The following is a 24468-nucleotide window of genomic DNA, read 5'->3' as shown; positions in this document are numbered from 1 at the left end:
TGGACGAGAGACGGGAGACGCAAATTCAGTAACAGCGTTTTCCGTCTCCCGTGGCGCGTTTTGCGTATCAGAGAATAAAGCGGCTCAAATCCTCGTCCTTCGCTAATTCACCTAACTGCTCATTCACGTAGTCGGCGTCAATTTTCACCGCGTCTTTGATGTCGCCAGCGTCAAAGGAGATTGTTTCCAGTAGACGCTCGAGCATGGTATGGAGGCGGCGAGCGCCGATGTTCTCAGTGCGCTCGTTCACTTCCCACGCGGTTTCGGCTATGCGGCGAATACCGTCGGCGGTGAACGCAATGCTCAAGCCTTCGGTTGCCAGCAGTGCTTGATACTGCTCAGTCAAGGAAGCGTGTGGCTCGGTGAGTATGCGCTCAAAATCTTCAGGGGTTAAAGCCGAGAGTTCCACTCGAATCGGCAAGCGGCCCTGTAATTCTGGGATTAAGTCCGATGGCTTGCTGAGATGGAAGGCGCCTGAAGCGACAAACAAAATGTGGTCGGTGCGAATGACGCCGTGTTTGGTGCTGACCGTACAGCCTTCAATGAGTGGCAATAAATCCCGCTGTACACCTTCACGAGACACATCGGCGCCACCGGCTTCTTGGCGCTTGGCGACTTTGTCAATTTCATCAATAAAGACAATGCCATTTTGCTCGGCGGCTTCTACGGCACGGGCTTTCAGTTCTTCTTCATTGATTAGCTTGGCGGCTTCTTCGTCTTGGAGCTGTTTGGCCGCAGCTTTAACGGTTAGGCGCCGCGTCTTTTTACGGTCACCTCCCATTTTAGAGAACATACCTTGCAGCTGATTGGTCATTTCTTCCATGCCCGGCGGAGCCATGATTTCTACGCCAACGGGGGCCATATTGAGTTCTATTTCAATTTCCCGTTCGTCGAGTTCGCCTTCTCGAAGTTTTTTGCGGAATAGTTGGCGCGTTGTGGTCTTGCGCTCTTCTTCTGCGGCTTCGCCGCGGGCAGGTGGTAATAAAGCGTCGAGAATGCGCTCTTCGGCGGCGTCAGCGGCGCGATGGGCAACTTGCTCCATCGCCTGTTCGCGATACAACTTAATCGACACATCAACTAGATCGCGGATAATGGATTCCACGTCGCGGCCAACATAACCTACTTCGGTGAATTTGGTGGCTTCTACTTTAATGAACGGCGCGTTGGCGAGTTTGGCCAGGCGGCGGGCAATTTCAGTTTTGCCGACGCCCGTGGGGCCAATCATTAAAATGTTCTTGGGGGTGATTTCGTCGCGCAGTTCCTCATTAAGCTGCATACGCCGCCAGCGGTTGCGTAGGGCAATGGCCACGGCGCGCTTTGCATCACTTTGACCAACAATGTGTTTATCTAATTCGTGAACAATTTCACGGGGTGTCATGGTCGACATGGAGACTCCGAAGGCGCCCTTGGGCGCTAGCTAGTATGCCAAAGATTCAATGGTGCGGCTGTGGTTGGTGTAGATGCAGATGTCGCCAGCGATGGTCAGGCCTTTTTCAACAATATCACCGGCGCTAAGCTCGGTGTTGTCCATGAGTGCGCGGGCGGCGGCGGTGGCAAAGGAGCCACCGGAGCCAATGGCGATCATATTGTCTTCGGGTTCGATGACGTCACCATTACCGCTGATAACCAGGGTGGTTTCTTTGTCGGCGACAATTAGCAGGGCTTCGAGTTGGCGCAGAGAGCGCTCGCTGCGCCAGGCCTTGGCGAGTTCAACAGCGGCCTTGGTGAGCTTGCCTGAGTGCTTTTCGAGTTGAACTTCGAAGAGTTCAAACAGGGTGAATGCATCGGCGGTGCCGCCAGCGAAGCCAGCCAGCACTTGCTCTTTATACAGGCGGCGGACTTTGCGGGCGTTGCCCTTCATTACCGTGTTGCCCATAGTGACCTGTCCGTCGCCGCCGATAACGACCTGATTATTCCGGCGAACCGAGAGTATTGTGGTGCCGCGAAACTGTTCCACGCGGGACTCCTTATAATTGATAGGGAAAAGCGAGTGTTAACAGAGTTAGTGGGGTTGGCCCTTGACGTTTTCAAGGGCGCGGGGAGCTTATACTTAGTTCTTTTGGCGAATCACCAAGGTATCAATACTCTCGTTAATCAGCTTGCTGCGGGCATCGCTCAAGGTGTTGTGCGATTGGAAGGGGCCAACATAAACGCGGTGCCAACGCTCGCCATTGGCTTCGACGGACTCAACCTTGGCGTCTAAGCCAAGCAGCAGAATCTGGGCGCGGCGGCGATCTGCATCGACGCCTTGGCGAAAGGAGCCTGCCTGTAGAATATACTTTTCCATATTGGGGTCGGGCTTGGCATCGACCGGTGGACGGACGTTTTTGGGTGCGTTTGCTGTCGCGGCCGGCTTGGGTGTGGGGCGTTCGTCATTGACAATGACTTCACGTTCAGGGAGCAATGTGAAGAAATCGAATTTGGTGTTTGTGGTCACTTCTTTGTGGTCAGCTTTGACCTTTGCTGCGGCGGCGCTCTTGGCCGCAGCCGCCTCAACGTCATTATTGGGTTGCTTGCTTAGTGCGCTGAACACCAGAATCGAGCAAATTACCCCAGCAATAAAGCCTGTGCCTAGTAAAACCGACGCAGGTAGGCCGCTAGTGGCGGGGCTGCGAGTGGCGCCGCGGCTGGTTTTTTTTGGGGCTTGTGCCATGCCTTACATTTCCTCTGGTGCCGACACGCCTAATAAGCTCAGGCCGTTGCGCAAGACTTGTTGTACGGCGCAGGCCAGCGCGAGTCGGGCGTCGCGCACAGTGATATCTACGCCGAGCATTTTGTGTGCGTTGTAATAGGTGTGAAAGTCGCCAGCCAATTCTCGCAAATAATGCGCCAAGCTGTGGGGCTCAAAGTGCTCGGCCGCGCTGGCCAGTGTCTCGGGGTAGCGTGACAATTTGACTAGCAGGTCTTTTTCGGCCTCATTGTTTAGCTTGGCCAAATTGGCAAGGCCTGCTGCTGGCGTCCATGTTTCGCCCTGTTCAGCGAGTTTGCGTAGAATGCTGGCAACCCGAGCGTGGGCGTACTGGATGTAGTAAACCGGATTGTCCTTGGTCTCGGACTTCGCTAATTCCAAATCGAAATCGGTGGCTTGGTCGGCCTTGCGCATAATATAAAAGAAGCGCGCGGCGTCGTTGCCGACATCTTCACGCAGCTCGCGCAGGGTCACAAACGAGCCCGAGCGGGTCGACATTTGTACTTGCTGGTCGCCGCGATACAGCGACACAAACTGCACCAGCCGCACCACGAGTTTTTCGGGATCGATGCCCATGGCTTGCAGTGCAGCTTTAACCCGGCAGATGTAGCCATGGTGATCGGCGCCCCAAATATTGACCACGGTGTCGAAGCCGCGCTCAAACTTATTGAGGTGGTAGGCAATGTCGGAGGCGAAATAGGTGGTTTGACCATTGTCGCGCTTCACCACGCGGTCTTTGTCGTCGCCAAAGCGGGTCGACATAAACCACAGGGCGCCATCGCGCTCTTCAATAAAACCATTGTCCTGTAATTTGGCGATGGCGCGGGCGACCTGATCGGGCTTCTGGGTCAGGCTGCGCTCAGAAAACCACTGTTGGTATTCAATGCCGAATTCCGCCAAATCGCTGCGAATATCGCCAAGAATGGCATCTAAACCCTTGTTAAACGTAATCTGGTAGTTGTCGCCAAGTAGCGCTTTGGCGCGGTTGATAAGACCGTCGATATGTTTTTCTTTGTCGCCCTCGGGGGCGTCAGCGCAAACGCCAGCAAAGGCCTCAGCGGCGGAGTGGCGCAGAATTTCGCCGTGCTCGGCCAGCAGCTCGCGGCCATAGTCGGCAATATAGTCACCCTGGTAGCCATTGCTGGGGAAGGTGATGGTTTCGCCGCAGGCTTGCAAATAGCGCAGCCATACGCTGGTGCCGAGGATATCCATCTGGCGACCGGCGTCATTCACATAATACTCACGGCACACATCATAGCCAGCGGCTTCCAGCATATTGGCAACGCTGGCGCCGTAGGCTGCGCCGCGACCGTGGCCAACGTGCAGCGGGCCAGTCGGGTTGGCAGAGACAAACTCAACCTGCATCGATTTATTGCGGCTGGCGTGACGGCCAAACTGTTCACCCTGGGCGAAAATATCGTGTAAAACCTGATAGTTACTGGCTTCGTCAACGAAAAAGTTAATAAAGCCGGGTCCGGCGATGTCGACTTTAACAATATCGCTGGTCTCGGGCAGGGCACCGACAATGAGTTGGGCAATGGCGCGGGGGTTAGACTTTAAGGGCTTGGCCAAGGTCATCGCGATATTGCTGGCAAAATCGCCGTGGGCCTTGTCGCGGGTGTGCTCCACCTGAATATTTGCCACCAGATCTTCCGGCCAAGCGTGGGCGCTGCGCAGGGTTTGCAGGGCCTGATGGATATGTGCGGCAACTTTCTCTTTCATGGCGTGGGGCTAACTCTCTGGCGCGAAACAAGGCCGCGTATTATCCCTGTTTACGTCTGTCGGGGCTAGTGTCGGAAAGGCTGGCGCGGCCTTATTCCCCGCAATAGTGCCTAAAACAAATCTATCGGGTCTACATCGACCGACCAGCGCAGGCTTTTGTGCTTGGGCAGTTGGTCGCCGGTGTGGCAGGCAATGGCGAGTTGGCGGTGTAGGATGGGGCGGCGCTCAGCTTGGAGAATGAGCGCGGCGCGAAAACGTCCGGCTTTGCGGGTCATGGGGGCGGGCAGCGGGCCGACAATACTCCAGCTGTTATCGCCAGTGGCAAGCTCGCTACGAATTGCGGCTAAGAAGTCTTCGGCGCAGCGCAGGCTGCTAGCGTCGGCGCGAATCACGGCGCTAAAGCTCACTGGTGGCAGGCTCAGTAGTTGGCGCTCGGCCAGTAACTGTTGGGCAAAGGGTTGGTAGCCCTCGCTCACCAGTGCCAGCAGGGCAGGGTGATCTGGACAGTGGGTTTGAATATAAACTCGGCCGGGTTTGTCGGCGCGACCCGCGCGACCGGCTACTTGTACCAGTAATTGGCCACTGCGCTCGGGGGCGCGGAAGTCGGCGCTAAATAAACCGCCGTCTATATCAATAATGCCGACGAGAGTGACGTCGGGAAAGTGGTGACCTTTGGCCAGCATTTGGGTGCCAACCAATATGCTGGGGCGGCCGTCGCGAATACCATCGACTAAACTTTGCATGCTGCCCTTGGCCGAGGTGGTGTCGCGGTCAATACGAATCACGTCAACGTCGGGGAAGTGGCGTTTAAGGCTTAATTCTAAACGCTCCGTGCCGGGGCCTTGGAAAATAAGTTGGCTGTTGTGGCACTGGGGGCAAATGCTTGGTAGTGGTTCTCTGGCGTCACAGTGGTGGCAGCGCAGCTCGCGGCGGCCGAAATGGGCGGTCATTTTGGCGTCGCAGGCTTGGCAGTTGGCTACCCAGCCGCAGCCATGGCATTGCAATAAGGGTGAAAAGCCCCGGCGGTTGAGGAAAATTAAAACCTGATTGCCCGCTTGCAGGGTGTCGTGGGCAGCGTCGAGCAGGGTTTTACTTAGCCCTTCATCGAGGTGTTGCTGGCGAATATCCAGAAGGCGAATATCGGGTTTGCTGGCGATACCTGCGCGCTCGCGCAGTTCGAGCAATTGATAGCGGTCTTGGCCGACGTTGTGCAGGCTGTCGAGGCTTGGGGTGGCGCTGCCGAGCACCACAGGGCAGTTATGGTCGGCGGCGCGCTTAACGGCAATGTCGCGGGCCGAGTAGCGCCAGCCCTCTTGCTGTTTGTAGGACGCGTCGTGCTCTTCATCGACAATAACCAGTCCAAGGTTTTGAAATGGCGTAAACACCGCTGAGCGGGTGCCAAGCAGAATTCGCGCGCGGCCGCGGCTAATGTCCAGCCAGCTGCGATAGCGCTCGCCGTCGCTGAGGCCCGAATGCAGGGCGCGAACTTGGCCGGGAAAGCGGCTTTCAAAGCGCTCTAAGGTCTGTGGGGTTAGGCCAATTTCAGGGATCAGGGTGAGTACCTGCTCGCCCCGAGCCAAGCACTCGGCAATGCTGCGCAAATACACCTCGGTTTTACCGCTACCGGTGACGCCGTCGAGCAGGTAGCGCGCAAATCGGCCGAGGCTATTGCTGACGACTGATACGGCGTGTTGCTGTTCGGCATTGAGTGCGAGTTCGGTGTTGTTTGCGACGCTACTTGGCGTCGCAGGGGTGTCGGCTTGCTGTAAATAGCCGCCATTAATCAGGGCGTTGAGCACTGCATTGCTGTAGCCAAGGTCTTTGATTTGGCGGCGAGACAGTTGTCCCGCTTGCCGAATTACCGCTAATAAGCTGATCTGCTGGTGGGCGCGAGAGGCTGGTTGCGGCCGTTCCTCCCAGTTGGCGCTGAGCTGCCAGTACTGGGCGGGCTTTTCTTTTGGGGGGCTGGCCTTGCGCAGTACTACCGGCAGCATTTGCGCAACACAATCACCAATCGGATGGTGATAATAGTCGGCGGCCCAGCGGCCGAGCTGAACTAAATTCGCTGGTAGGCTAGGCTGTTCTTCAAGTACCTTTACGACGGCTTTTAATTTATTGCTGGGGATGTCGCAGATGACATCAAGTGCGATAACAACGCCCATTAATTGTTGGCGGCCGAAGGGGATACTCACGCGCAAGCCAATTTCTGCGTCGCGCCCCAAGCTCTCCGGCCATAGGTAGTTAAAGCCTCGACGCAGAGGGCAGGGGACGGCGACGGTGACGAGTTTTGACATAAAGCGGCGGCTATTTGGGCGTGTGAAAACGCCAGTGTATAAGAATTATTACTTGGGGCAGAGCGAAGTTTTTGCGCAGCGGCGCGCTCGGCTTGCTTCTTGGGATAATTCTGTTAACATTCGCCGCCTGAATTTCAAGCTAATTTTGAAATTAGCAGCCTGCGCGGTGCCCGGCAAACGATCGGGTGGCGGCGTCCATTGAGGAAAGACCCATGAAAGCAGATATCCATCCAAATTATGTTGCCATGAGCGTGACTTGCAGCTGTGGTAACGCCTTTGAAACGCGTTCTACTTTGGGCGATGCCCTGCACGTTGACGTTTGTTCATCCTGCCACCCGTTCTACACTGGTAAGCAGAAAATGCTTGATACCGGTGGCCGTGTTGATAAGTTCCGCAAGCGTTTTGGTTCGCGCGGCGCAGTGGCGGCACCTACCGAGTAATTTCCCGGTAGTGCTTAGTGGCTGCGCAGGCAGTCACCATAGAAATGCCCGGTGCTCATCTGACCGGGCATTTTTGTTTATGAGCTTTGGGTTTAGGTCGAATCTCGCATTAATGCGCTAAGGTTTTCGTTATCTGCGGTGACAGTATATGTTGTCGTTGAATATAAGAATGCCCTTAAAGCCCAGCTGTGACGGGCTTTGTCACAGACAGTGACTTGTTACTGCAAGTTCTTTTCTATATGCTTTCTCGCCTCTCTGAGAACGCATTCATATTGGGATTAATCGAATGTCCAAAGATGTTAAGCAGGCGGCTCTGGATTACCACTCGCTCCCGACACCAGGCAAAATCGGCATTATGCTAACCAAGCCTGCTGAAACCCAGAACGACTTATCATTGGCCTATAGCCCCGGTGTGGCCGAGCCAGTGCGGGAAATTGCCCGCGATCCTGCTAATGCTTATAAATACACCAGTAAGGGAAATTTGGTTGCGGTTATTTCCAACGGCACAGCTATTTTGGGTTTGGGCGATTTAGGTCCCTTGGCCAGCAAGCCGGTAATGGAAGGCAAAGCGCTCTTATTTAAGCGCTTTGCTGATATTGATTCGATTGATATTGAAGTCGATGCCGAAGACAGCCAAGCATTTATTGACACCGTTAAGCGTATTTCCATTACTTTCGGCGGCATTAACCTTGAAGATATCAAGGCGCCCGAGTGTTTTGAGATTGAGCGGGTTTTGAAAGAACAATGCGATATCCCGGTTTTCCATGACGACCAGCACGGCACGGCCATTGTGACGGCCGCCGGCATGTTGAATGCGTTGGAAATTCAGGGCAAAAACCTAGAAACCGCCAAGGTAGTTTGTCTTGGTGCAGGATCTGCTGCTATCGCCTGTATGCGTTTGCTGGTTAGCCTCGGCGCTCGTTACGAAAACATCTTTATGATTGACCGCAGCGGGGTGATTTACCCCGGTCGCGACGGTGTTAACGAGTATAAGAAAGAGTTCCAGAACGACACCGAGGCTCGCACCCTGCAAGATGCGATTAAAGACGCCGACGTATTCGTGGGTTTGTCTGGTGCGGATCTGCTCAGTGCAGAGATGCTTTTGTCGATGGCGCCAAAGCCGATTGTGTTTGCCTGCTCTAACCCGGATCCAGAGATTCAGCCCGAGTTGGCGTTGTCAGTGCGCAGCGACTTAATTATGGCAACAGGGCGCTCCGATTACCCGAACCAGGTTAATAATGTCTTGGGTTTCCCGTTTATTTTCCGGGGTGCTTTAGACGTTCGTTCCACGGCAATTAACGAAGAAATGAAAATTGCTGCGGTACACGCGCTTCGTGAATTGGCGAAAGAGCCGGTTCCCCAAGTTGTTATGGATGCCTGTGGCGTGACGGAGCTGGCCTTTGGACCCGATTACATTATTCCTAAGCCGGTAGACCGTCGCTTGCTAGGCAAAGTGGCTGCGGCAGTTGCCAAGGCGGCGGTAGATACCGGTGTGGCGAACTTGCCTTACCCAGCGCATTATCCTTTGTCTTGATGTGAGCTAGAGGCAAAACACTAGACGTCTGACGTCAGACGCTTGAAGCAAAAAGCAAAACCGCCGTAATTTACGTTACGGCGGTTTTTTTGTGGCTGGGCGCTTGGCTTAATCTGCGTCGCCGTTCTGGGCGATAATCTCTTGAATACGTTCTCTTAACCATTGGTGGGCGGTGTCATTATTGGCGCTGCGATGCCAATACATCTGCATTTCCAGTGCGGGCAGTTTTAGTGGCGGTGGGTGACTTTGCAGGGGTAAAAACTGTTGGAAACGCAGCGCCAAATGCCGTGGTAGGGTTAGTAATAAATCCGACTCGGCAACGATATGGCTGGCGGAGTAGTAACTCTGACCACGCAAAATAATATTACGGTTCAGGCCTTTGCGGTTGAGAGCGGCATCTTCAATCACGCTGCCCCGGCTGCGGCCAGACACAGCAATATGCTGGGCTTGCAGATATCCCTTAAGACTTAGCGGCTCCGCTGCCAGTGGATGAGCTTCGCGCATCATCACCCATAGATCATCTTTAAATAAGAATTGCTGTTGAATGCTAGGGTCAACGGCTTGCGGGATATCAACGACCATGGAAATCTCGCCACTGATTAATTGGCGGCTGAGTTGGTCGCGGACTATGCGTTGGCTTTGCAGGCGTATGCTCGGCGCGTGTTGCTTTAACTGGCTAATTAAGCTGGGCAGGGCGACGAACTCCATTGGATCGCCCATACTAATAATAAAACGACGCGTAGACGTGGCGGGGTCGAACTGCTGGCCGCGATGCAAACTCTCTTGGAGTGCAATTAATGAATTGCTGATGTCGGCGGCAATACTGTCGGCTAGTGGGGTGGGGGCAATACTCCGGCCACGGCGAACAAACAGAGGGTCGTCAAAATGCTCGCGCAAACGTGCAAGGGCATTGCTCACCGCCGGTTGGGTAATGTGCAGGTCTTTGGCGGCCTCGGTAAGCGAGCTGGCGCGGTAGACCGCGTCGAATACTTTGAACAGATTGAGATCCATCGGCTTAGTCGCTTAATTAATTCATAGTAGTGATGATATAACATTTATAAAATAAATTAGACTGATATTTTAAGTGGCCGTATGTTTGACGGAATAACTGAGGAGAGTACGTCATGGATTTTAGTCACAGCCCACGTTGCCAAGAATTGATCGATCAGGTGCGCGCCTTTATTAAGGATCGCGTAGAACCCTTAGAGGCTGAATTGCTACCTACAATGCTGGCTAGCCGTGACGGTGGCGACTGGACTAAATGGCGGGTCGATCCGAGAATTGAAGCCCTTAAAGCGGAAGCGAAAGGTTTGGGTTTGTGGAATTTTTTCTTGCACGACGCGGAGCGCGGAGCCGGTTTGTCCACCTTGGAATACGCGCCCTTAGCCGAAGAAATGGGGCGCTCGCATATTGCCGCCCAGATTTTTAATTGCAACGCCCCAGATACCGGCAATATGGAAGTGCTGTGGAAGTACGGTAGCGAAGCGCAAAAGCAGCAGTGGTTAGAACCCCTGCTCGAAGGCAAGATTCGCTCGGTATTTTTCATGACCGAGCCAGATGTCGCTTCGTCAGATGCGACCAATATGGAAGCCACCATTATTGAAGATGGCGATGACCTCATTCTCAACGGTAAAAAGTGGTGGTCGTCTGGGGTGGGTGATCCGCGCTGCGAAATTGGTATCTTTATGGGGGTGAGCAACCCGGAGGCGGCGCGTCACAGCCAGCACTCAATGGTGTTGGTGCCAATGAAAACGCCCGGCGTGGTCATTAAACGAATGTTGCCAGTGTTCAATGCTTACGATGCGCCTGAGGGACACGGTGAAGTGTGGTTTGAGAATGTACGCGTGCCCAAGAGCAATATGATCTTGGGTGCCGGGCGTGGTTTTGAAATTGCCCAAGGGCGGCTTGGCCCTGGTCGGATTCACCACTGCATGCGGGCCTTGGGCGCCGCAGAAAAAGCCTTAGAGCTCATGATTAAGCGCGGCAAGTCGCGTATTGCCTTTGGTAAACCCCTCATTAATTTGGGCGGCAACCAAGAGCGCATTGCAAACTTGCGTATCGCAATCGACCAAGCGCGCCTGCTGACCCTCTATGCGGCATGGAAAATAGACCATGTTGGCGCGCTGGCCGCGCTGACTGAAATTTCTGCGATTAAAGTTGTTGCGCCCAATGTGCTGCAAGACGTGGTCGATGCCGCCATTCAAATTCACGGCGGCGCTGGGGTGTCCAACGACACACCGTTGGCAGGCATGTTTGCCATGGCCCGGGTGTTGCGTCTGGCCGATGGCCCCGATGAAGTTCATCGCGGCCTGATTGCCAGAATGGAATTAGCTAAATACAAATAGGCTGCGGCCAAAATCAAGTATCAATAATAGGGCCTCACGCGGGAGCAAGAAAATATGGATTCAAAACGGGTTTTTATCACGGGTGGTGCGTCTGGTTTGGGCTTGGCGTTAGCTAAATGCTTTGCCGACGCCGGTTATTGGGTGTGTATTGGCGATGTAAACGATAGCCGGGGCGCAGAGGCATTGGCTGAATTGCAGGCCAAGACTACCGCGCACTATTGCAACTGTGATGTCACCCAAGAGAACGCAGTGCAAGCCGCCGCCGACTGGCTGCTCAGTGAGTGGGGCGGTGTCGATGTGGTGGTGAATAACGCGGGCGTGGCCTCGGCGGGGGGCATTACCGAATTTCCCCTGAGCGACTGGGAGTGGATAGTTGATATTAATGTGCTGGGCGTGGTGCGCGGCTGTAAGGTTTTTGCAAAACTGATGCAGGCTCAGGGCAGTGGTCACTTGGTGAATGTTGCCTCGTTGGCGGGGTTGATTTCGCCGCCGAAAATGGCGTCCTACTGCGCGACGAAAGCGGCGGTAGTGGCGATATCTGAGGTGCTGACCTTGGAGTTAGATCCAGACAATATTGCGGTATCCGTGGTGTGCCCGAGCTTTTTTCGCACCAATTTGGCAGAATCAGTGCGGGCTTCAGACCCAGACTCCCAAGCAGCGACTCAGCGCTTGGTGAACAAGGCCAAGCTCAGTGCCGACGAGATCGCCAGCCGCGTCTTTGCCTCTATTGAAAAGCGCGAGTTTTATATTTTGCCTCACCCTGAAGGGCGCAAAATTTGGCGTCTAAAGCGCTGGTTACCGTTTCCGCGTTTTCGCGCCTTGATGCTCAAGCAAACCAATCGCATGATGAGTAAGCGCGATGCCAGAAAATAGTGGCTTAATTGATGTTGCCGGTGGTGTGCGCAGCGGTGAGGAGCTGGATATCGCTGCGGTGGATGCTTGGCTAAAACCGCGGATTGCCGGTTTGAGCGGCGAACCGGTGGTGACGCAATACAGCGGTGGTGCGTCGAACTGGACCTATCGCCTAGAATACCCAAGTCACGATCTCATTCTGCGGCGGCCGCCCAAAGGTACCAAGGCCAAGTCTGCCCACGATATGGGACGAGAACACAAAGTGCAGGCCGCTTTGGCCCCGGTGTTTCCCTACGTGCCAGAGATGCTGGCGTTTTGTGATGACCCGGCGGTAATCGATTGCGATTTTTATGTAATGCGGCGTATTCCGGGCCTGATTCCCCGCGCCAATATGCCCAAGGGCTTGGTGCTGAGTGCAGGGCAGACTCGGGATTTATGTCTGTCGGTTGTTGATAAACTCGTCGCGCTCCATCAGGTGGATTATCGCGCGGCGGGCGTAGAGGGCTTGGGCAAGGGCGAGGGCTATTGCGAGCGGCAGGTTAAGGGCTGGAGCGGACGGTATAGCAAAGCCAAAACCTGGAATGTGCCCTCGTTTAAAAAAGTGATGAGCTGGCTGGCTGCCAACACCCCCAGCGACGTGCGCAGCTGCGTGATTCACAACGACTTCCGGTTTGACAATGTGGTGCTCGACCCCGCTAATCCGAGCTCGGTTTTGGGTATTCTTGATTGGGAAATGGCAACCCTTGGCGACCCGCTAATGGACTTGGGCAGCGCTTTAGCCTATTGGGTTCAGGCCGATGATGACCGCTTTATGCGCTCGACGCGACGCCAGCCAACGCATTTGCCTGGCATGTTAAGCCGCGACGAAGTGCTTGAATATTATAGCGGCAAGATGGGTCTGAAAATCGACAATTGGGCATTTTACGAGGTGTTTGGCTTATTCCGGTTAGCGGGAATCATTCAGCAAATTTACTATCGCTACTACCATAAGCAGACGAATAACCCGGCGTTTAAAAACTTCTGGGTGGTGGTTTGGTATCTCGACCGTCGTTGCCGACGCATCATTCGAGAGCAGCGCTGATGCCCGCGCTGTATCTAATTCGCCACGGTCAGGCCTCGTTCGACGCAGAAGATTACGATCAGTTGTCCTCGCTGGGTGAGCAGCAGGCGGCACATTTAGGTCGCGCTTTTGCGGCAACGGCGCTACGTCCTCAGCATATTGTCTGTGGCGGCATGAAGCGCCATCGGCAGACGGCAGAGCAGTGTTTAGCGGGCTTGAACGGAGAATCCGTTAGCGAGGTGGATTGGCAAATAGACCCCGACTGGAACGAGTACGATCATCTCGATTTACTGCAGGCATACACCACCGCACCCGGGCAGGGTGAGCAGATGGTGGCCGATATGGCGGGTGAAAATCCCCGCGCCGGATTTCAGCGTCACTTTGCCAAGGCAATGCAACGCTGGGTCAGTGGTCAATACGATGATGAGTACGCCGAAACTTGGGCGCAGTTTAGCACCCGTATTCGTCGCGGCTTAGACGCAGCGAGTCGCAATGCCAAAGGCAATGTCTTTGTTTTTACCTCGGGTGGGGCGATCTCGGCGGTGTGTGGGCAAGTACTAGGTTTAAACGCAAATGCCAGCGCCGAGTTGAGTTGGCAATTGGCCAACGCCGCTTATAGCAAAATTATCAGCGGCCAGTCGGGCCTGAAATTGCTCAGTATTAATGAGCACAGCCACTTCGATGGCCGTCATCGCGAACTCCTTAGTTATCGTTAATACGGAAATTTATTATGCGTAAAAATATTCTTATTACTGGCGCCAGCTCGGGCTTGGGTGAAGGTATGGCCCGTGAGTTTGCCGCCAAGGGTTGTAATCTCGCCTTGTGCGCTCGCCGTATTGAGCCCATGCAAACCTTAAAGGCGGAGCTAGAAGCTGCGCACCCCGGCGTAAAGGTTTTCATTCGTGAGCTGGATGTTTGCGATTACGAAAAGGTTTTTGAGGTTTTTCGCGCCTTTCGCGACGATCTTGGCAGCCTAGACCGAGCGATCGTGAACGCGGGTATGGGTAAGGGGGCCTCGTTGGGCACCGGTTATTTTGAGGCCAATCGACAAACCGCAGAAACTAATTTTATTGGTGCGCTGGCGCAGTGCGAAGCGGCGTTGGAAATATTCCGCGCCCAAAACAGTGGCCATTTAGTCACCGTGTCGTCTATGAGTGCAGTGCGCGGCGGCGCACGCGCATTAAATGTTTACGCCGCTAGCAAAGCCGGCCTGCGCAATATGACCGAAGGTATTCGCGCCGATATGATTGGCACACCGATTAAGGTTAGCTGCATACTGCCGGGCTTTATTCTTACACCGATCAACTCTGGCCTTAAAAAAGCGCCGCTGCGGGTGGATTTAAAAACCGGTTGTAACGCAATGGTTAAGGCCATCGAAAAAGAACGCGCCGAAGCCAAAGTGCCAGGCTGGCCGTGGGTTGTCGTGGGGTTTGCAATGAAGGTATTGCCTTTGAGCGTTGTGTCGAAGATGACCTAGCGCGGCAAGATGCTTGCTCCTTCGCAGGGGTGACCGGGAGACGGAAAACGCAAAAGCAGGTTCGCGCGCTGTGAGTCATACCTGCGAAGGCAGGTATCCATGTGAGCAAAGCGAATGCAGTAGCGTTCACCGTCTCCCGTCAAGCATTCTGCATCACTTCAGCTTTTTGTATTTCACCCGCTTCGGCCCCGCATTTTTCCCTTTGCGCTGCACAAAATCCTCGTGGTATTCAGCGTAATTGCCTTCAAAGAACACAATATCGCTATCGCCTTCGTAGGCCAGGATATGGGTGGCAATACGGTCGAGGAACCAGCGATCGTGCGAGATCACCAGTGCGCAGCCAGGGAAGTCGAGCAGAGCGTCTTCCAGTGCACGCAGGGTTTCTACGTCCAAGTCGTTGGAGGGTTCGTCGAGCAGCAAGACGTTGCCGCCTTCTTTCAGGGTGCACGCCAAATGCAGGCGGCCGCGCTCACCACCAGACAGTTCACCAACCCGCTTTTGCTGATCGCTACCTTTAAAGTTGAAGCGGCCAATGTAAGCCCGCGACGGCACTTCATAGCTGCCAATGCGCAAAATATCTTGGCCTTCGGATACGGCTTCCCAAACGGTTTGCTTGTCGTCGAGGTCGTCGCGCATCTGCTCAACTGAGACCAGTTTTACGGTCTCGCCAATGACAATTTCGCCGCTGTCAGGCTGTTCTTTGCCGGTAATCATGCGCAGTAAGGTCGATTTACCGGCGCCGTTACCGCCGATAATGCCAACAATCGCGCCCTTGGGAATGGCAAAGCTCAGGTTGTTAATCAGCAGGCGGTCGCCATAGCTTTTGCTGACGCCGTTAACCTCAATCACCTTATCGCCCAGGCGGGGTCCTGGTGGAATATAAATTTCGTTGGTTTCGCTGCGGTTTTGGAATTCCTGCGAGTTTAGTTCTTCAAAACGAGCGAGACGCGCCTTGCTCTTACTCTGGCGCCCCTTGGCGTTGCTGCGCACCCACTCCAATTCGGCGGCAATGGTCTTTTTGCGCGAGGCGTCAGACTTGGCTTCTTGGGCGAGGCGGGCATCTTTGGCTTCTAGCCAGTCGGAGTAATTGCCCTCGTAGGGAATACCGCGACCGCGATCCAATTCCAAAATCCAGCCAGCAGCGTTGTCGAGGAAGTAGCGGTCGTGGGTAATGGCCACTACGGTGCCGGGGAAGTCACATAAAAAGCGTTCTAGCCAGCCAACCGATTCTGCGTCCAAGTGGTTGGTGGGCTCGTCCAGCAGGAGCATGTCGGGGTTCGACAAGAGCAGGCGGCACAAGGCAACACGGCGGCGTTCACCGCCCGACAGTGTCGTTACATTGGCGTCCCAGGGTGGTAGGCGCAGGGCGTCCGCGGCCACTTCCAATTTGTGGTCGAGGTTGTGGGCGTCGGTGGCTTGAATAATATCTTCGAGCTGAGCTTGGCGTTTAGCCAAGGCATCAAAGTCGGCATCGGGTTCTGCGTAGGCGGCATACACCTGATCCAACTCGGTAAGCGCATTTTTGGCTTCGGCGACGCCGTCTTCAACATTACCGCGCACATCTTTAGCGGGATCTAAGGCGGGCTCTTGCGACAAATAGCCTATCTTGGTGCCGGGCTGAGGACGGGCTTCACCGTTAAACTCAGTGTCAACCCCGGCCATAATCCGCAGTAGGGTGGATTTACCAGAGCCATTGAGGCCAAGCACACCGATTTTAGCGCCGGGGAAAAAGGATAGCGAGATGTCGTGCAGAATTTCGCGCTTGGGGGGCACGACCTTGCTGACACGGTTCATGGTATAGACGAATTGCGCCATGCTGACTCCTGAAAATAGCGGAAAGCCGCCGTATACGGCGGCTTAGAAACAGGGAAGAAAGGTACCGAAAGCGACGATATTGCGCAAGGTGGTATTCGCGCGGTGAGATGGTATGTGGGAGTCGCTCTGGCAATAATATTGCTCGACAAGCTTGCTAGCGTTATTCTGCGCGGGTATCTACTGCGACCTGCATGCAGCGGATAGCCATGGGATGGCGTGCACACTCCTTGTTTCATATTCCGTGAGCTTTCCTGCTAGGCCCTTTATTTGTTGTTGTGCGCTATTTGTATCGCGCAATGTCGGGGGGCGATTAAAGCTGCGTTTCGTGGGCTTGGTGGGGTTCGTGCCGCTTGTATCTTGTTTGGTTATTGGCGTGTGCCTTAGAGGAACTTGATGAAACTCAATGTCAGTGTTTGCTGCGACAAATGCGCATGTACCACCCATTGCCAGCTTGCCCTGTTTAATCGCCCGCAGCAGCCTTGGACGTTTCGCTGCGCGGCTTGTGACGCTCAAATCGACATTACTATGGTCGCAAGTGCGGATCGCTCTAAGGTTATTACCAAGGTGAAGGGGGCCGGTAAACTCGATGAGCGCTGGTTTTGAACGCGTCAGCTATGGGGTAGAAATCATTTTTCGTCACCTTCTATTAAAGCCCAATAATAATATTGGGCTTTAAGGCGCCAGCTGCGCCATTTTCAAGCCCCCGAATGTAATTGTTATGCCAACATTAAACGGTGCCGATAACGCGCATTTATTGTACAATGCGCGGCTTTTCAGAGCCTGTGTATGCCTCGGGGGTAGTGATGTTTAGTAAAGAGATGACAATAGCCGGATTTGACGCTGAAATTTGGTCTTCGATCCAAGAGGAAGAGGTGCGTCAGGAAGAGCATATTGAGCTGATCGCGTCGGAAAACTACACCAGCCCAGCGGTAATGCAGGCGCAGGGTACGGTGCTGACCAATAAATACGCCGAAGGCTATCCCGGAAAGCGCTACTACGGCGGCTGCGAGTACGTGGATAAAGCCGAAACCTTGGCGATTGATCGCGCTAAGGCGCTGTTTGGCGCCGATTACGCCAATGTTCAGCCCCACTCCGGTTCACAGGCCAATGGCGCGGTATACCAAGCCTTAGTGCTGCCAGGTGAAACGGTATTGGGCATGAGTTTGGATGCGGGTGGTCACTTGACCCACGGTGCCAAGCCCAACTTCTCAGGCAAAACCTATAATGCGGTTCAGTACGGTCTGAACAATGAAACCGGCGAAATCGACTACGCTCAGGTTGAAGCGCTGGCGCTTGAGCACAAGCCAAAAATGATCGTGGCTGGCTTCTCGGCATACTCCGGGATTGTTGATTGGGCAAAATTCCGCGAAATCGCCGATATGGTTGGCGCCTACCTGATGGTCGACATGGCACACGTTGCCGGTTTAGTTGCCGCCGGTATTTACCCCAACCCAATTCAGTATGCCGACGTGGTTACCACGACCACCCACAAAACTCTGCGCGGTCCACGCGGCGGTTTGATTTTGGCCAAGGCTAATCCTGACATCGAGAAAAAGCTGAACTCGGCGGTATTCCCGGGTGGTCAGGGCGGCCCGCTGATGCACGTTATTGCGGCAAAAGCAGTTAGCTTTAAAGAGGCGATGACCCCCGAGTACGTCACCTATCAAAAGCAGGTAGTAGCCAACGCCAAGGCCATGGCCAAAACCTTTATTGGTCGCGGTATTAATATTGTGTCTGGCGGTACTGAAAACCACCTGATGCTGGTCGACCTCATCGGTAAGTCTTACACCGGTAAAGACGCTGACGCCGCACTGGGCGCCGCAAACATCACCGTTAACAAAAATGCGGTACCAAACGATCCACGCTCACCGTTCATTACCAGTGGCTTGCGCGTTGGTACGCCTGCGGTCACTACTCGCGGCTTCAAAGAGGCCGAGTGTGTAGAGCTGGCTAACTGGATGTGCGACGTACTTGAAGCACTCGAAGCCGGCGATGCCACGGCCAAAATCGAAGAAGTGAAGGTGAAGGTTCTGGAAATCTGTAAGCGCTATCCCGTTTACGCTTAATGCTGGACGGGAGGCGGGAGACGCAAAACAGTTGCGGCGCATCGCGCCGTTTTCTTAGCGTCTTCCGTCTCCCATCAAGCCTCTCCCACACTGTGCTAAACTTCGGCAATATTAAACGCCCCTGAGGCAAAACCATGCGCTGCCCGTTCTGCAATTTTGACGACACCAAGGTAATCGATTCTCGGCTGGTGGCCGAGGGTGGGCAGGTTCGTCGGCGGCGGGAGTGTTTGTCGTGCTCTGAGCGTTTTACCACCTACGAAAGCGCTGAGCTCTTGATGCCTAAAATTATCAAGAGTGACGGTTCTCGCGAGCCCTTTGACGAAGCCAAGATGCGCTCTGGGGTGCTAAAGGCTTTAGAGAAACGGCCGGTCAGTGTTGAGCATATCGAGGCGGAAATTAGCGGCATCAAACGTCGTATTCAGGCAACGGGTGAGCGCGAAATTGACAGTCGCGATGTCGGTGAGCAAGTAATGGAGGCCTTAAAGGCGCTAGATCATGTCGCCTATGTACGATTTGCATCGGTATACCGCAGCTTCCAAGATTTAGATGAGTTTCGCGCCGAGATAGACCGTTTGTCGGCCGAGCCTCGAATAGGAAAATCGGACGAGTAATGAGTTTCTCAGATATAGACCGTGAGATGATGGCGCTTGCCTTGCAATTGGCAGAGCGCGGCCGTTATAGCACCAGTCCCAATCCGAGAGTAGGTTGCGTCATTGCTCAGCATGACAAGGTCATTGCGCGGGGCTGGCATATTCGTGCTGGCGATGGTCACGCCGAAGTGAATGCCCTCGCGCAAATAGCGAGCGCCGAAGATTGCACAATATACGTCACCCTTGAGCCCTGTAGCCATTTGGGGCGCACGCCACCCTGCGCCGACAGGCTGCTTGAGGCCAATGTGGCCCGCGTGGTGATTGCTGTTGAGGACCCCAATCCGCTGGTGGCGGGGCAGGGTATCGCGCGCCTGAGAGAAGCGGGTGTTCAGGTTGATGTCGGCTTAATGGTCGAGCAGGCAATAGAAATCAACAAAGGGTTTATGCGTCGTATAAACGGCGGCCTACCGTGGTTGCGCTTGAAATCGGCCTGCAGTTTAGACGGCCGTACCGCAATGGCGTCGGGTGAAAGCCAATGGATTACTGGGGCTGCGGCGCGCCAAGATGTTCAGCGTCTGCGCGCACAGAGCTGCGTTATTGTCAGTGGCGTTGACACTATTTTGCACGACAATGCCCTGTTTAATGTTCGGCCCGAGAGTTTTGCCCCCGAGCAAGTGAATGAATTTTGGCGGCAGCCTTTGCGCGTTATTGTTGATTCCACGCTGCGCACCCCAGTCAACGCCAAGCTGTTTGACGAAGGTGGTGAGGTTATTATTGCTACCGTGGTGCAAGACCCTGAGCATTATGCGCCCTTGTCTGCGGCGGGCGCAATTATTCTCAGCCTTGACGATGACGGTAATGGTCGCGTGTCGCTGCCCGCGTTGATGCGTTACTTGGCGGACCGGGGCTGTAATGAGGTCTTGCTCGAAGCGGGGCCAACATTGACGGGTTCGGCGCTGCGCGCGGGCTTAGTAGACGAGTGGTTTGTGTATATGGCGCCGAGTTTGATGGGCAGCTCAGCCAGACCCTTAGTGGATTGGCCGATGACCAAGATGGCTGGCCAGCAGGCGCTGGACATCGTTGATATTCGCGCAGTGGGTAAAGACTGGCGTATTCACTGCCGTCTACCTGCATTATTAGAGGGCGCATAGGTGTTTACCGGCATTATTGAGGCCTGCGGTAAGATCGCCGCAACTGAACTGCGCGGTGGCGATTTACGTCTGCGCGTGCAAAGTGCTGATTTGCCCATGCGCGAGGTCAAGCTTGGCGACAGTATTGCCACCAACGGTGTTTGCCTGACGGTGGTAGAATTGCTGGCTGACGGTTACTGGGCTGATGTGTCTAGAGAAACCTTGGCCCACAGTAGTTTCGCGCAGGCCAAGGTAGGGCAGGCGGTAAATTTAGAGCGGGCCATGCTGGCGAGTAGCCGGTTTGATGGCCATATTGTCAGTGGTCACGTTGATGGCGTGGGCCGGATCGTGAGCTGTGAAAAAGATGCGCGCTCGGTGCGGCTGCGGGTAGAGGCGCCAACAGAGCTTGCGCGCTATATTGCAAGCAAGGGTTCAATTTGCGTCGATGGCGTGAGCCTGACTGTAAATCGTATTGAGGATCAGGTATTTGATCTCAATATCGTGCCGCACACCGCGGCGCAAACCATTATTCAACACTACCGGCCCGGCGCCGCAGTGAATTTAGAAGTCGATGTTGTCGCCCGCTATTTAGAGCGTTTATTACAAGCGCAAAATAGCGAGGCGGGGAGCGCACGCGCACAAGGCGTGTCGATGGCCACCTTGGCAGAAAATGGGTTTTTGACAGCGCGCAAATAAAGCGCGCACATAAAGGCAATGACTATGGCGTTTAGCAAAGTAGAAGAACTGGTTCAAGACATCCGTCTGGGTAAGATGGTTATTCTCTTAGACGACGAAGACCGCGAAAACGAAGGCGATCTAGTGATGGCGGCGGAGTGTGTGCGTCCCCAAGACATCAATTTTATGGCCAAATACGGGCGCGGCTTGATTTGCATGCCAATGACCAAGGAGCGCTGTAAGCAATTGAACCTGCCCTTGATGGTTGACCGCAACGCCTCGGGTTTTGGGACCAAATTCACCCTGTCGATTGAAGCGACCAAGGGCGTGACCACTGGTATTTCGGCGGCTGACCGCGCTCACACCGTGCGCACTGCCGCAGCCCGCAATGCAGTGGCTGGCGACATTGTGCAGCCTGGCCATATTTTTCCGTTGATGTCTGAGCCGGGTGGCGTATTAAGCCGCGCCGGTCACACCGAAGCCGCTTGCGATTTGTCGCGTTTGGCCGGTTTTGAAGCCACTGGCGTGATTTGCGAAATCATGAACGAAGACGGCACCATGGCGCGCCGCGAAGATTTAGAATTATTCGCCGCCGAGCACGATTTAAAAATGGGTACCATTGCCGACCTCATCCACTACCAAGTGTTGAACGAGCAGACCATTGAAAAAATCAGCAGTGGCACCATCGCTACCGACTTTGGTGACTTTGAGCTGCACGCCTACAAAGATTCCGTTGCTGGCGAAATTCATTTTGCACTTCAAAAAGGTGCTATCGATGCCGCCACGCCAACGCTGGCGCGGGTGCATTTGGGTTCCACCATTCGCGACTTACTGCAAACTCAACCACCGGGTTCAACCACCGGTTGGAATATGCACCGGAGTCTGGCCGCCGTCGCCACAGAAGGGGGGGTAGTGGTGTTACTCGCTCACCGCGAAACGCCAGAGTCGATATTGGCTGACCTCGGCATTGCCCAAGGTGTGACGCCACCGCTACAGGGCGACAGTGTGCAATACCAAACCACCTATTTTAATGTTGGCTTGGGTTCGCAAATATTACGCGATGTTGGCGTGGGTAAAATTCGCCTGATGGGTGCGCCAGTTAAATACAATGCTATTTCTGGCTTCGACCTAGAAGTAGTGGAATTTATCAGCCCTGAAGACGTTGGCCAAGCCTAATTAATTAAGACTTTAAGGAACGACTATGAAAACGATTGAAGGTACTTTCACTGCCGTCGGTGGTAATTACGCGATTGTTGTGGGCCGCTGGAATAGCTTTGTGGTGGAGAGCTTGTTGGAAGGCGCCCTAGACTCACTGCGCCGCCACGGTGTTAAAGAAGACAATATCACTATCGTGCGCGCCCCCGGCGCCTTTGAAATTCCGCTGGTATGCCAGAAAGTGGCAGACAGTAAAAATTACGACGCCATTATCGCCCTTGGCGCGGTTATTCGCGGCGGCACCCCGCACTTTGAATATGTGGCTGGCGAGTGCGTGAAAGGCTTGGCGCAGGTTTCTATGCAGTACAGCGTGCCAGTGTCTTTTGGTGTTTTGACAGTAGACAGCATTGAGCAAGCTATTGAACGCGCTGGTACTAAAGCGGGCAATAAAGGCGAAGAAGCGGCCATGTCTGCCATTGAAATGGTGAGCCTGCTTAAACAGCTTTAAGTGTTGTATTGACCGTTTTGGTAAATGATTTTCGCGTCGCCCATTCAGTTTCTGGTAAGCGGTGGCGCGGTTTTTTAAATGTGGTTTTATCCACTGTGAATGAGTAATTTTTTGTGGCTAATCGTCAGCAAAGTCCGTCCCATAATCAGCTTGCCGCAGGTCGTCGCAAGGCCCGTCACTACGCGATGCAGGCACTGTATCAATGGCATATGGCTGGCCAAGCCTTGAGCGTTATTGAAGCTGAGTTTCAAGCTGATTACGACATGAGTAATGTCGATAAAGAATTTTTTCACGATTTGGTGCACAGCATTCCCGCCCAGCTCACCGACTTGCACGGTCTGTTTGAAAAGCACCTAGACCGTAAGCTTAGCGATCTCGACCCCATTGAATTGTGCTTGTTGCGCATGGGTAGTTTTGAACTACTGCGCCGTATCGATGTACCGTATAAAGTCGCTATTAATGAAACCATCAACCTCGGTAAACGCTTTGGTGCCACTGACGGTTACCGCTATTTAAACGGTATTCTCGACAAAGTGGCAATGGAATGTCGCGCGGTTGAAGTCGCGGCGGAACGCGGTAAATCTCCCAAGCCAGCAAGCGACGCCGAATAAGTCGGCGATTAGCGAAGCTTATGCCGGTATCTGAATTCCAATTAATCCAGCAGTATTTTAAGGCGGGCGCCGCTGCGGCGCTGGCCTGCCCGAACTCACCAGTGCGTTGCGGTATTGGTGACGACTGTGCGGTTCTCGCATTGCCGCCAGGAGACGAGCTACTGGTGTCGGTCGACACCTTGGTGGAGTCAGTGCACTTCCCCGCCAATTACCCCTCAGACATACTTGCCCGTCGCGCTTTAGCTGTATGCGTTAGCGATTTAGCGGCCTGTGGTGCGACACCGCTTGGCTTTACCCTGGCCTTAACGCTACCCACGGTGGAAGAGCCGTGGCTGGCGGGCTTTGCCAATGCCTTGGCCGTTGCCGCCGCGGAATTCGGTATTGCACTGGTGGGCGGTGACACCACCCGTGGGCCGCTGTGTTTAAGCCTGCAAGTTATGGGCTCTGCGCCAGCGGGCACCGCCATTTTGCGCAGTGGTGCGCGTCCCGGTGATCTTGTATTTGTCTCAGGCCAACTGGGCGATGCGAGAGCAGCACTGGCTTACCTAGATAAGCCGCTGGCGCAGTTAAGTGCCTCAGAAACAGCCTTGCTGGCCCGCTATCACTCGCCAGAGCCACGCTTGGCCCTAGGTCAAAAGCTGCGAGGCATCGCCAGCGCAGCCGTCGATATATCTGACGGTTTGGCCGCAGACCTTGGCCATATCCTCAAGGCCAGCGGTGTGGCAGCGGTGCTGTATACTGAATACCTACCCTTGTCGGCGGCGCTCACTGAAACAAATCCCGAGCGCGCCACTGAGTTTGCCCTTAGCGGCGGCGACGATTACGAGCTGTGCTTTACCGTGCCAGCCGAACACCGCGAGGCAGTGTTGGTACTCGGTACTGAGTTAAATCTGCGCCTTACTGAAGTCGGTTATGTCGACGTTGGTGAAGGCCTTGCCTGCTATGCAGCCGACGGCAGGGTGATAATGCCTGCTGCTGGCTACCAACATTTTTGAATGGTTCACACAATGAAAATACCCGCCTCATTACTTAAAAACCCAGTGCATTTATTGTCTGTCGGGTTTGGTAGCGGACTGGCGCCTAAAGCGCCCGGCACCTTCGGTACAATTGCCGCCCTGCCGTTTTGGTATGCACTGCAATTTTTGCCACCGGCTTATTATGTGGTGGCCTTGATCTTGGCTTTTATACTTGGCGTATATCTCTGTGGCGCCACTGCCGACGCCTTAGGCGTGCACGATCACGGCGGTATTGTATGGGATGAATTTGTCGGTCTGTGGATTGCACTGTTTATGGTGCCAATGCATCTCGGTTGGATCCTTTTAGGTTTTGCATTATTTCGCTTATTTGATATTTGGAAGCCCTGGCCAATACGGGTGCTGGATGCCAAGGTGCACGGCGGCTTTGGCATTATGATCGACGATGTGCTGGCCGGTGTTTACGCTTATCTAACACTGCAATTATTGTATGTGTTGAATTAAAAAATTAATTATTACGCATTTGCGAGG

24 protein-coding genes are annotated in these 24468 nt (G+C 54.3%); 17 read left to right on the top strand and 7 right to left on the bottom strand.

The window, feature by feature from the left end; all coding sequences use genetic code 11:
- Window positions 1-67 precede the first annotated feature (67 nt).
- The 5 genes from hslU to ABYP33_RS02075 form a co-directional block, all read right to left on the bottom strand.
- Window positions 68-1387 (bottom strand): ATP-dependent protease ATPase subunit HslU, encoded by a 1320-nt coding sequence (gene hslU, locus ABYP33_RS02095; RefSeq protein WP_373087826.1) that lies wholly within the window; start codon window positions 1385-1387, stop codon window positions 68-70.
- A gap of 30 nt (window positions 1388-1417) precedes the next feature.
- On the bottom strand, window positions 1418-1957 hold the full coding sequence (hslV, locus tag ABYP33_RS02090; RefSeq protein ID WP_373087824.1) for an ATP-dependent protease subunit HslV: 540 nt from the start codon (window positions 1955-1957) through the stop codon (window positions 1418-1420).
- A gap of 93 nt (window positions 1958-2050) precedes the next feature.
- The gene (locus ABYP33_RS02085; RefSeq protein WP_373087822.1) at window positions 2051-2653 is read right to left on the bottom strand and encodes an SPOR domain-containing protein; all 603 of its coding nucleotides are present in this window, start codon (window positions 2651-2653) and stop codon (window positions 2051-2053) included.
- A gap of 3 nt (window positions 2654-2656) precedes the next feature.
- A complete protein-coding gene (gene argS, locus ABYP33_RS02080) occupies window positions 2657-4411 on the bottom strand; it encodes an arginine--tRNA ligase (protein ID WP_373087820.1) in 1755 nt (584 codons plus the stop codon).
- Window positions 4412-4521: 110 nt separating this feature from the next.
- Window positions 4522-6705: a primosomal protein N' gene (locus ABYP33_RS02075; protein WP_373087818.1), complete on the bottom strand. Its 2184-nt coding sequence runs from the start codon at window positions 6703-6705 to the stop codon at window positions 4522-4524.
- 212 nt (window positions 6706-6917) lie between these two features.
- Between ABYP33_RS02075 and rpmE the strand changes: the two genes are divergently transcribed.
- Together rpmE and ABYP33_RS02065 are read left to right on the top strand one after the other, a co-directional pair.
- A complete protein-coding gene (gene rpmE / locus ABYP33_RS02070; protein ID WP_008252447.1) occupies window positions 6918-7145 on the top strand; it encodes a 50S ribosomal protein L31 in 228 nt (75 codons plus the stop codon).
- Between the two features lie 286 nt (window positions 7146-7431).
- Window positions 7432-8679 carry a malic enzyme-like NAD(P)-binding protein gene (locus tag ABYP33_RS02065; protein WP_373087815.1) on the top strand — a complete coding sequence of 416 codons (1248 nt, stop codon included), beginning with the start codon at window positions 7432-7434 and terminating at the stop codon, window positions 8677-8679.
- 108 nt (window positions 8680-8787) lie between these two features.
- On the opposite strand, the gene ABYP33_RS02060 is transcribed toward ABYP33_RS02065, so the two are convergent.
- Window positions 8788-9690 (bottom strand): LysR family transcriptional regulator, encoded by a 903-nt coding sequence (locus tag ABYP33_RS02060; RefSeq protein ID WP_373087812.1) that lies wholly within the window; start codon window positions 9688-9690, stop codon window positions 8788-8790.
- 113 nt (window positions 9691-9803) lie between these two features.
- Here ABYP33_RS02060 and ABYP33_RS02055 point away from each other — a divergent pair, with 113 nt between their 5' ends.
- From ABYP33_RS02055 to ABYP33_RS02035, 5 genes are read left to right on the top strand one after another with little or no spacing between them, the layout of a single operon-like run.
- A complete protein-coding gene (locus ABYP33_RS02055; RefSeq protein ID WP_373087810.1) occupies window positions 9804-11024 on the top strand; it encodes an acyl-CoA dehydrogenase family protein in 1221 nt (406 codons plus the stop codon).
- A 54-nt stretch (window positions 11025-11078) separates the two neighbouring features.
- Complete coding sequence (locus ABYP33_RS02050; RefSeq protein ID WP_373087808.1) at window positions 11079-11897, top strand: SDR family oxidoreductase; 819 nt, start codon at window positions 11079-11081, stop codon at window positions 11895-11897.
- Entirely contained in the window at window positions 11884-12957 is a 1074-nt protein-coding gene (locus ABYP33_RS02045; protein ID WP_373087805.1) for a phosphotransferase family protein, read from the top strand. Before ABYP33_RS02050 ends, ABYP33_RS02045 begins: the two co-directional genes overlap by 14 nt.
- A complete protein-coding gene (locus ABYP33_RS02040) occupies window positions 12957-13652 on the top strand; it encodes a histidine phosphatase family protein (RefSeq protein ID WP_373087803.1) in 696 nt (231 codons plus the stop codon). Before ABYP33_RS02045 ends, ABYP33_RS02040 begins: the two co-directional genes overlap by 1 nt.
- Window positions 13653-13666: 14 nt before the next feature.
- Window positions 13667-14413 (top strand): SDR family oxidoreductase, encoded by a 747-nt coding sequence (locus ABYP33_RS02035; protein ID WP_373087800.1) that lies wholly within the window; start codon window positions 13667-13669, stop codon window positions 14411-14413.
- Between the two features lie 153 nt (window positions 14414-14566).
- On the opposite strand, the gene ettA is transcribed toward ABYP33_RS02035, so the two are convergent.
- The gene (gene ettA, locus ABYP33_RS02030; protein WP_373087798.1) at window positions 14567-16228 is read right to left on the bottom strand and encodes an energy-dependent translational throttle protein EttA; all 1662 of its coding nucleotides are present in this window, start codon (window positions 16226-16228) and stop codon (window positions 14567-14569) included.
- A gap of 393 nt (window positions 16229-16621) precedes the next feature.
- On the opposite strand from ettA, the gene ABYP33_RS02025 reads away from it, so the two are divergent.
- From ABYP33_RS02025 to ABYP33_RS01980, 10 genes are all read left to right on the top strand, one after another.
- Window positions 16622-16831 carry a hypothetical protein gene (locus ABYP33_RS02025; RefSeq protein ID WP_373087795.1) on the top strand — a complete coding sequence of 70 codons (210 nt, stop codon included), beginning with the start codon at window positions 16622-16624 and terminating at the stop codon, window positions 16829-16831.
- Between the two features lie 200 nt (window positions 16832-17031).
- The gene (gene glyA / locus ABYP33_RS02020) at window positions 17032-18294 is read left to right on the top strand and encodes a serine hydroxymethyltransferase (RefSeq protein ID WP_373087793.1); all 1263 of its coding nucleotides are present in this window, start codon (window positions 17032-17034) and stop codon (window positions 18292-18294) included.
- 134 nt (window positions 18295-18428) lie between these two features.
- On the top strand, window positions 18429-18905 hold the full coding sequence (nrdR, locus tag ABYP33_RS02015; protein WP_373087791.1) for a transcriptional regulator NrdR: 477 nt from the start codon (window positions 18429-18431) through the stop codon (window positions 18903-18905).
- Window positions 18905-20035, top strand: coding sequence for a bifunctional diaminohydroxyphosphoribosylaminopyrimidine deaminase/5-amino-6-(5-phosphoribosylamino)uracil reductase RibD (gene ribD / locus ABYP33_RS02010; RefSeq protein ID WP_373087789.1), 1131 nt, complete (start codon window positions 18905-18907; stop codon window positions 20033-20035). The genes nrdR and ribD overlap by 1 nt, the downstream gene beginning before the upstream one ends.
- The gene (locus ABYP33_RS02005) at window positions 20036-20710 is read left to right on the top strand and encodes a riboflavin synthase (protein ID WP_373087786.1); all 675 of its coding nucleotides are present in this window, start codon (window positions 20036-20038) and stop codon (window positions 20708-20710) included. It abuts the gene before it with no gap.
- Window positions 20711-20734: 24 nt separating this feature from the next.
- Window positions 20735-21865 (top strand): bifunctional 3,4-dihydroxy-2-butanone-4-phosphate synthase/GTP cyclohydrolase II, encoded by a 1131-nt coding sequence (gene ribBA / locus ABYP33_RS02000; RefSeq protein ID WP_373087784.1) that lies wholly within the window; start codon window positions 20735-20737, stop codon window positions 21863-21865.
- 25 nt (window positions 21866-21890) lie between these two features.
- Window positions 21891-22352, top strand: coding sequence for a 6,7-dimethyl-8-ribityllumazine synthase (ribE, locus tag ABYP33_RS01995; RefSeq protein WP_008252422.1), 462 nt, complete (start codon window positions 21891-21893; stop codon window positions 22350-22352).
- Between the two features lie 113 nt (window positions 22353-22465).
- On the top strand, window positions 22466-22963 hold the full coding sequence (nusB, locus tag ABYP33_RS01990; protein WP_373087782.1) for a transcription antitermination factor NusB: 498 nt from the start codon (window positions 22466-22468) through the stop codon (window positions 22961-22963).
- A gap of 20 nt (window positions 22964-22983) precedes the next feature.
- Window positions 22984-23958 carry a thiamine-phosphate kinase gene (thiL, locus tag ABYP33_RS01985; protein ID WP_373087780.1) on the top strand — a complete coding sequence of 325 codons (975 nt, stop codon included), beginning with the start codon at window positions 22984-22986 and terminating at the stop codon, window positions 23956-23958.
- Between the two features lie 12 nt (window positions 23959-23970).
- On the top strand, window positions 23971-24441 hold the full coding sequence (locus tag ABYP33_RS01980) for a phosphatidylglycerophosphatase A (protein WP_373087778.1): 471 nt from the start codon (window positions 23971-23973) through the stop codon (window positions 24439-24441).
- Window positions 24442-24468 lie beyond the last annotated feature (27 nt).

It is taken from the genome of Zhongshania sp. (assembly GCF_041584495.1).
Lineage (GTDB): Bacteria > Pseudomonadota > Gammaproteobacteria > Pseudomonadales > Spongiibacteraceae > Spongiibacter.
This window is presented reverse-complemented; position numbering and strand designations above follow the sequence as displayed.

What these genes read in the sequence shown, in the direction of transcription:
- ABYP33_RS02025 (WP_373087795.1), top strand. Translation starts at nt 16,622, where the DNA reads ATGAAACTCAATGTCAGTGTTTGCTGCGACAAATGCGCATGTACCACC.
- rpmE (WP_008252447.1), top strand. Translation starts at nt 6,918, where the DNA reads ATGAAAGCAGATATCCATCCAAATTATGTTGCCATGAGCGTGACTTGC.
- ABYP33_RS02040 (WP_373087803.1), top strand. Translation starts at nt 12,957, where the DNA reads ATGCCCGCGCTGTATCTAATTCGCCACGGTCAGGCCTCGTTCGACGCA.
- ABYP33_RS02065 (WP_373087815.1), top strand. Translation starts at nt 7,432, where the DNA reads ATGTCCAAAGATGTTAAGCAGGCGGCTCTGGATTACCACTCGCTCCCG.
- ABYP33_RS02075 (WP_373087818.1), bottom strand. Translation starts at nt 6,705, where the DNA reads ATGTCAAAACTCGTCACCGTCGCCGTCCCCTGCCCTCTGCGTCGAGGC.
- argS (WP_373087820.1), bottom strand. Translation starts at nt 4,411, where the DNA reads ATGAAAGAGAAAGTTGCCGCACATATCCATCAGGCCCTGCAAACCCTG.
- ettA (WP_373087798.1), bottom strand. Translation starts at nt 16,228, where the DNA reads ATGGCGCAATTCGTCTATACCATGAACCGTGTCAGCAAGGTCGTGCCC.
- glyA (WP_373087793.1), top strand. Translation starts at nt 17,032, where the DNA reads ATGTTTAGTAAAGAGATGACAATAGCCGGATTTGACGCTGAAATTTGG.
- ABYP33_RS02035 (WP_373087800.1), top strand. Translation starts at nt 13,667, where the DNA reads ATGCGTAAAAATATTCTTATTACTGGCGCCAGCTCGGGCTTGGGTGAA.
- ABYP33_RS02050 (WP_373087808.1), top strand. Translation starts at nt 11,079, where the DNA reads ATGGATTCAAAACGGGTTTTTATCACGGGTGGTGCGTCTGGTTTGGGC.
- hslU (WP_373087826.1), bottom strand. Translation starts at nt 1,387, where the DNA reads ATGTCGACCATGACACCCCGTGAAATTGTTCACGAATTAGATAAACAC.
- ABYP33_RS02060 (WP_373087812.1), bottom strand. Translation starts at nt 9,690, where the DNA reads ATGGATCTCAATCTGTTCAAAGTATTCGACGCGGTCTACCGCGCCAGC.
- ribD (WP_373087789.1), top strand. Translation starts at nt 18,905, where the DNA reads ATGAGTTTCTCAGATATAGACCGTGAGATGATGGCGCTTGCCTTGCAA.
- ribE (WP_008252422.1), top strand. Translation starts at nt 21,891, where the DNA reads ATGAAAACGATTGAAGGTACTTTCACTGCCGTCGGTGGTAATTACGCG.
- nrdR (WP_373087791.1), top strand. Translation starts at nt 18,429, where the DNA reads ATGCGCTGCCCGTTCTGCAATTTTGACGACACCAAGGTAATCGATTCT.
- ABYP33_RS02045 (WP_373087805.1), top strand. Translation starts at nt 11,884, where the DNA reads ATGCCAGAAAATAGTGGCTTAATTGATGTTGCCGGTGGTGTGCGCAGC.
- ribBA (WP_373087784.1), top strand. Translation starts at nt 20,735, where the DNA reads ATGGCGTTTAGCAAAGTAGAAGAACTGGTTCAAGACATCCGTCTGGGT.
- thiL (WP_373087780.1), top strand. Translation starts at nt 22,984, where the DNA reads ATGCCGGTATCTGAATTCCAATTAATCCAGCAGTATTTTAAGGCGGGC.
- ABYP33_RS02085 (WP_373087822.1), bottom strand. Translation starts at nt 2,653, where the DNA reads ATGGCACAAGCCCCAAAAAAAACCAGCCGCGGCGCCACTCGCAGCCCC.
- ABYP33_RS02055 (WP_373087810.1), top strand. Translation starts at nt 9,804, where the DNA reads ATGGATTTTAGTCACAGCCCACGTTGCCAAGAATTGATCGATCAGGTG.
- ABYP33_RS01980 (WP_373087778.1), top strand. Translation starts at nt 23,971, where the DNA reads ATGAAAATACCCGCCTCATTACTTAAAAACCCAGTGCATTTATTGTCT.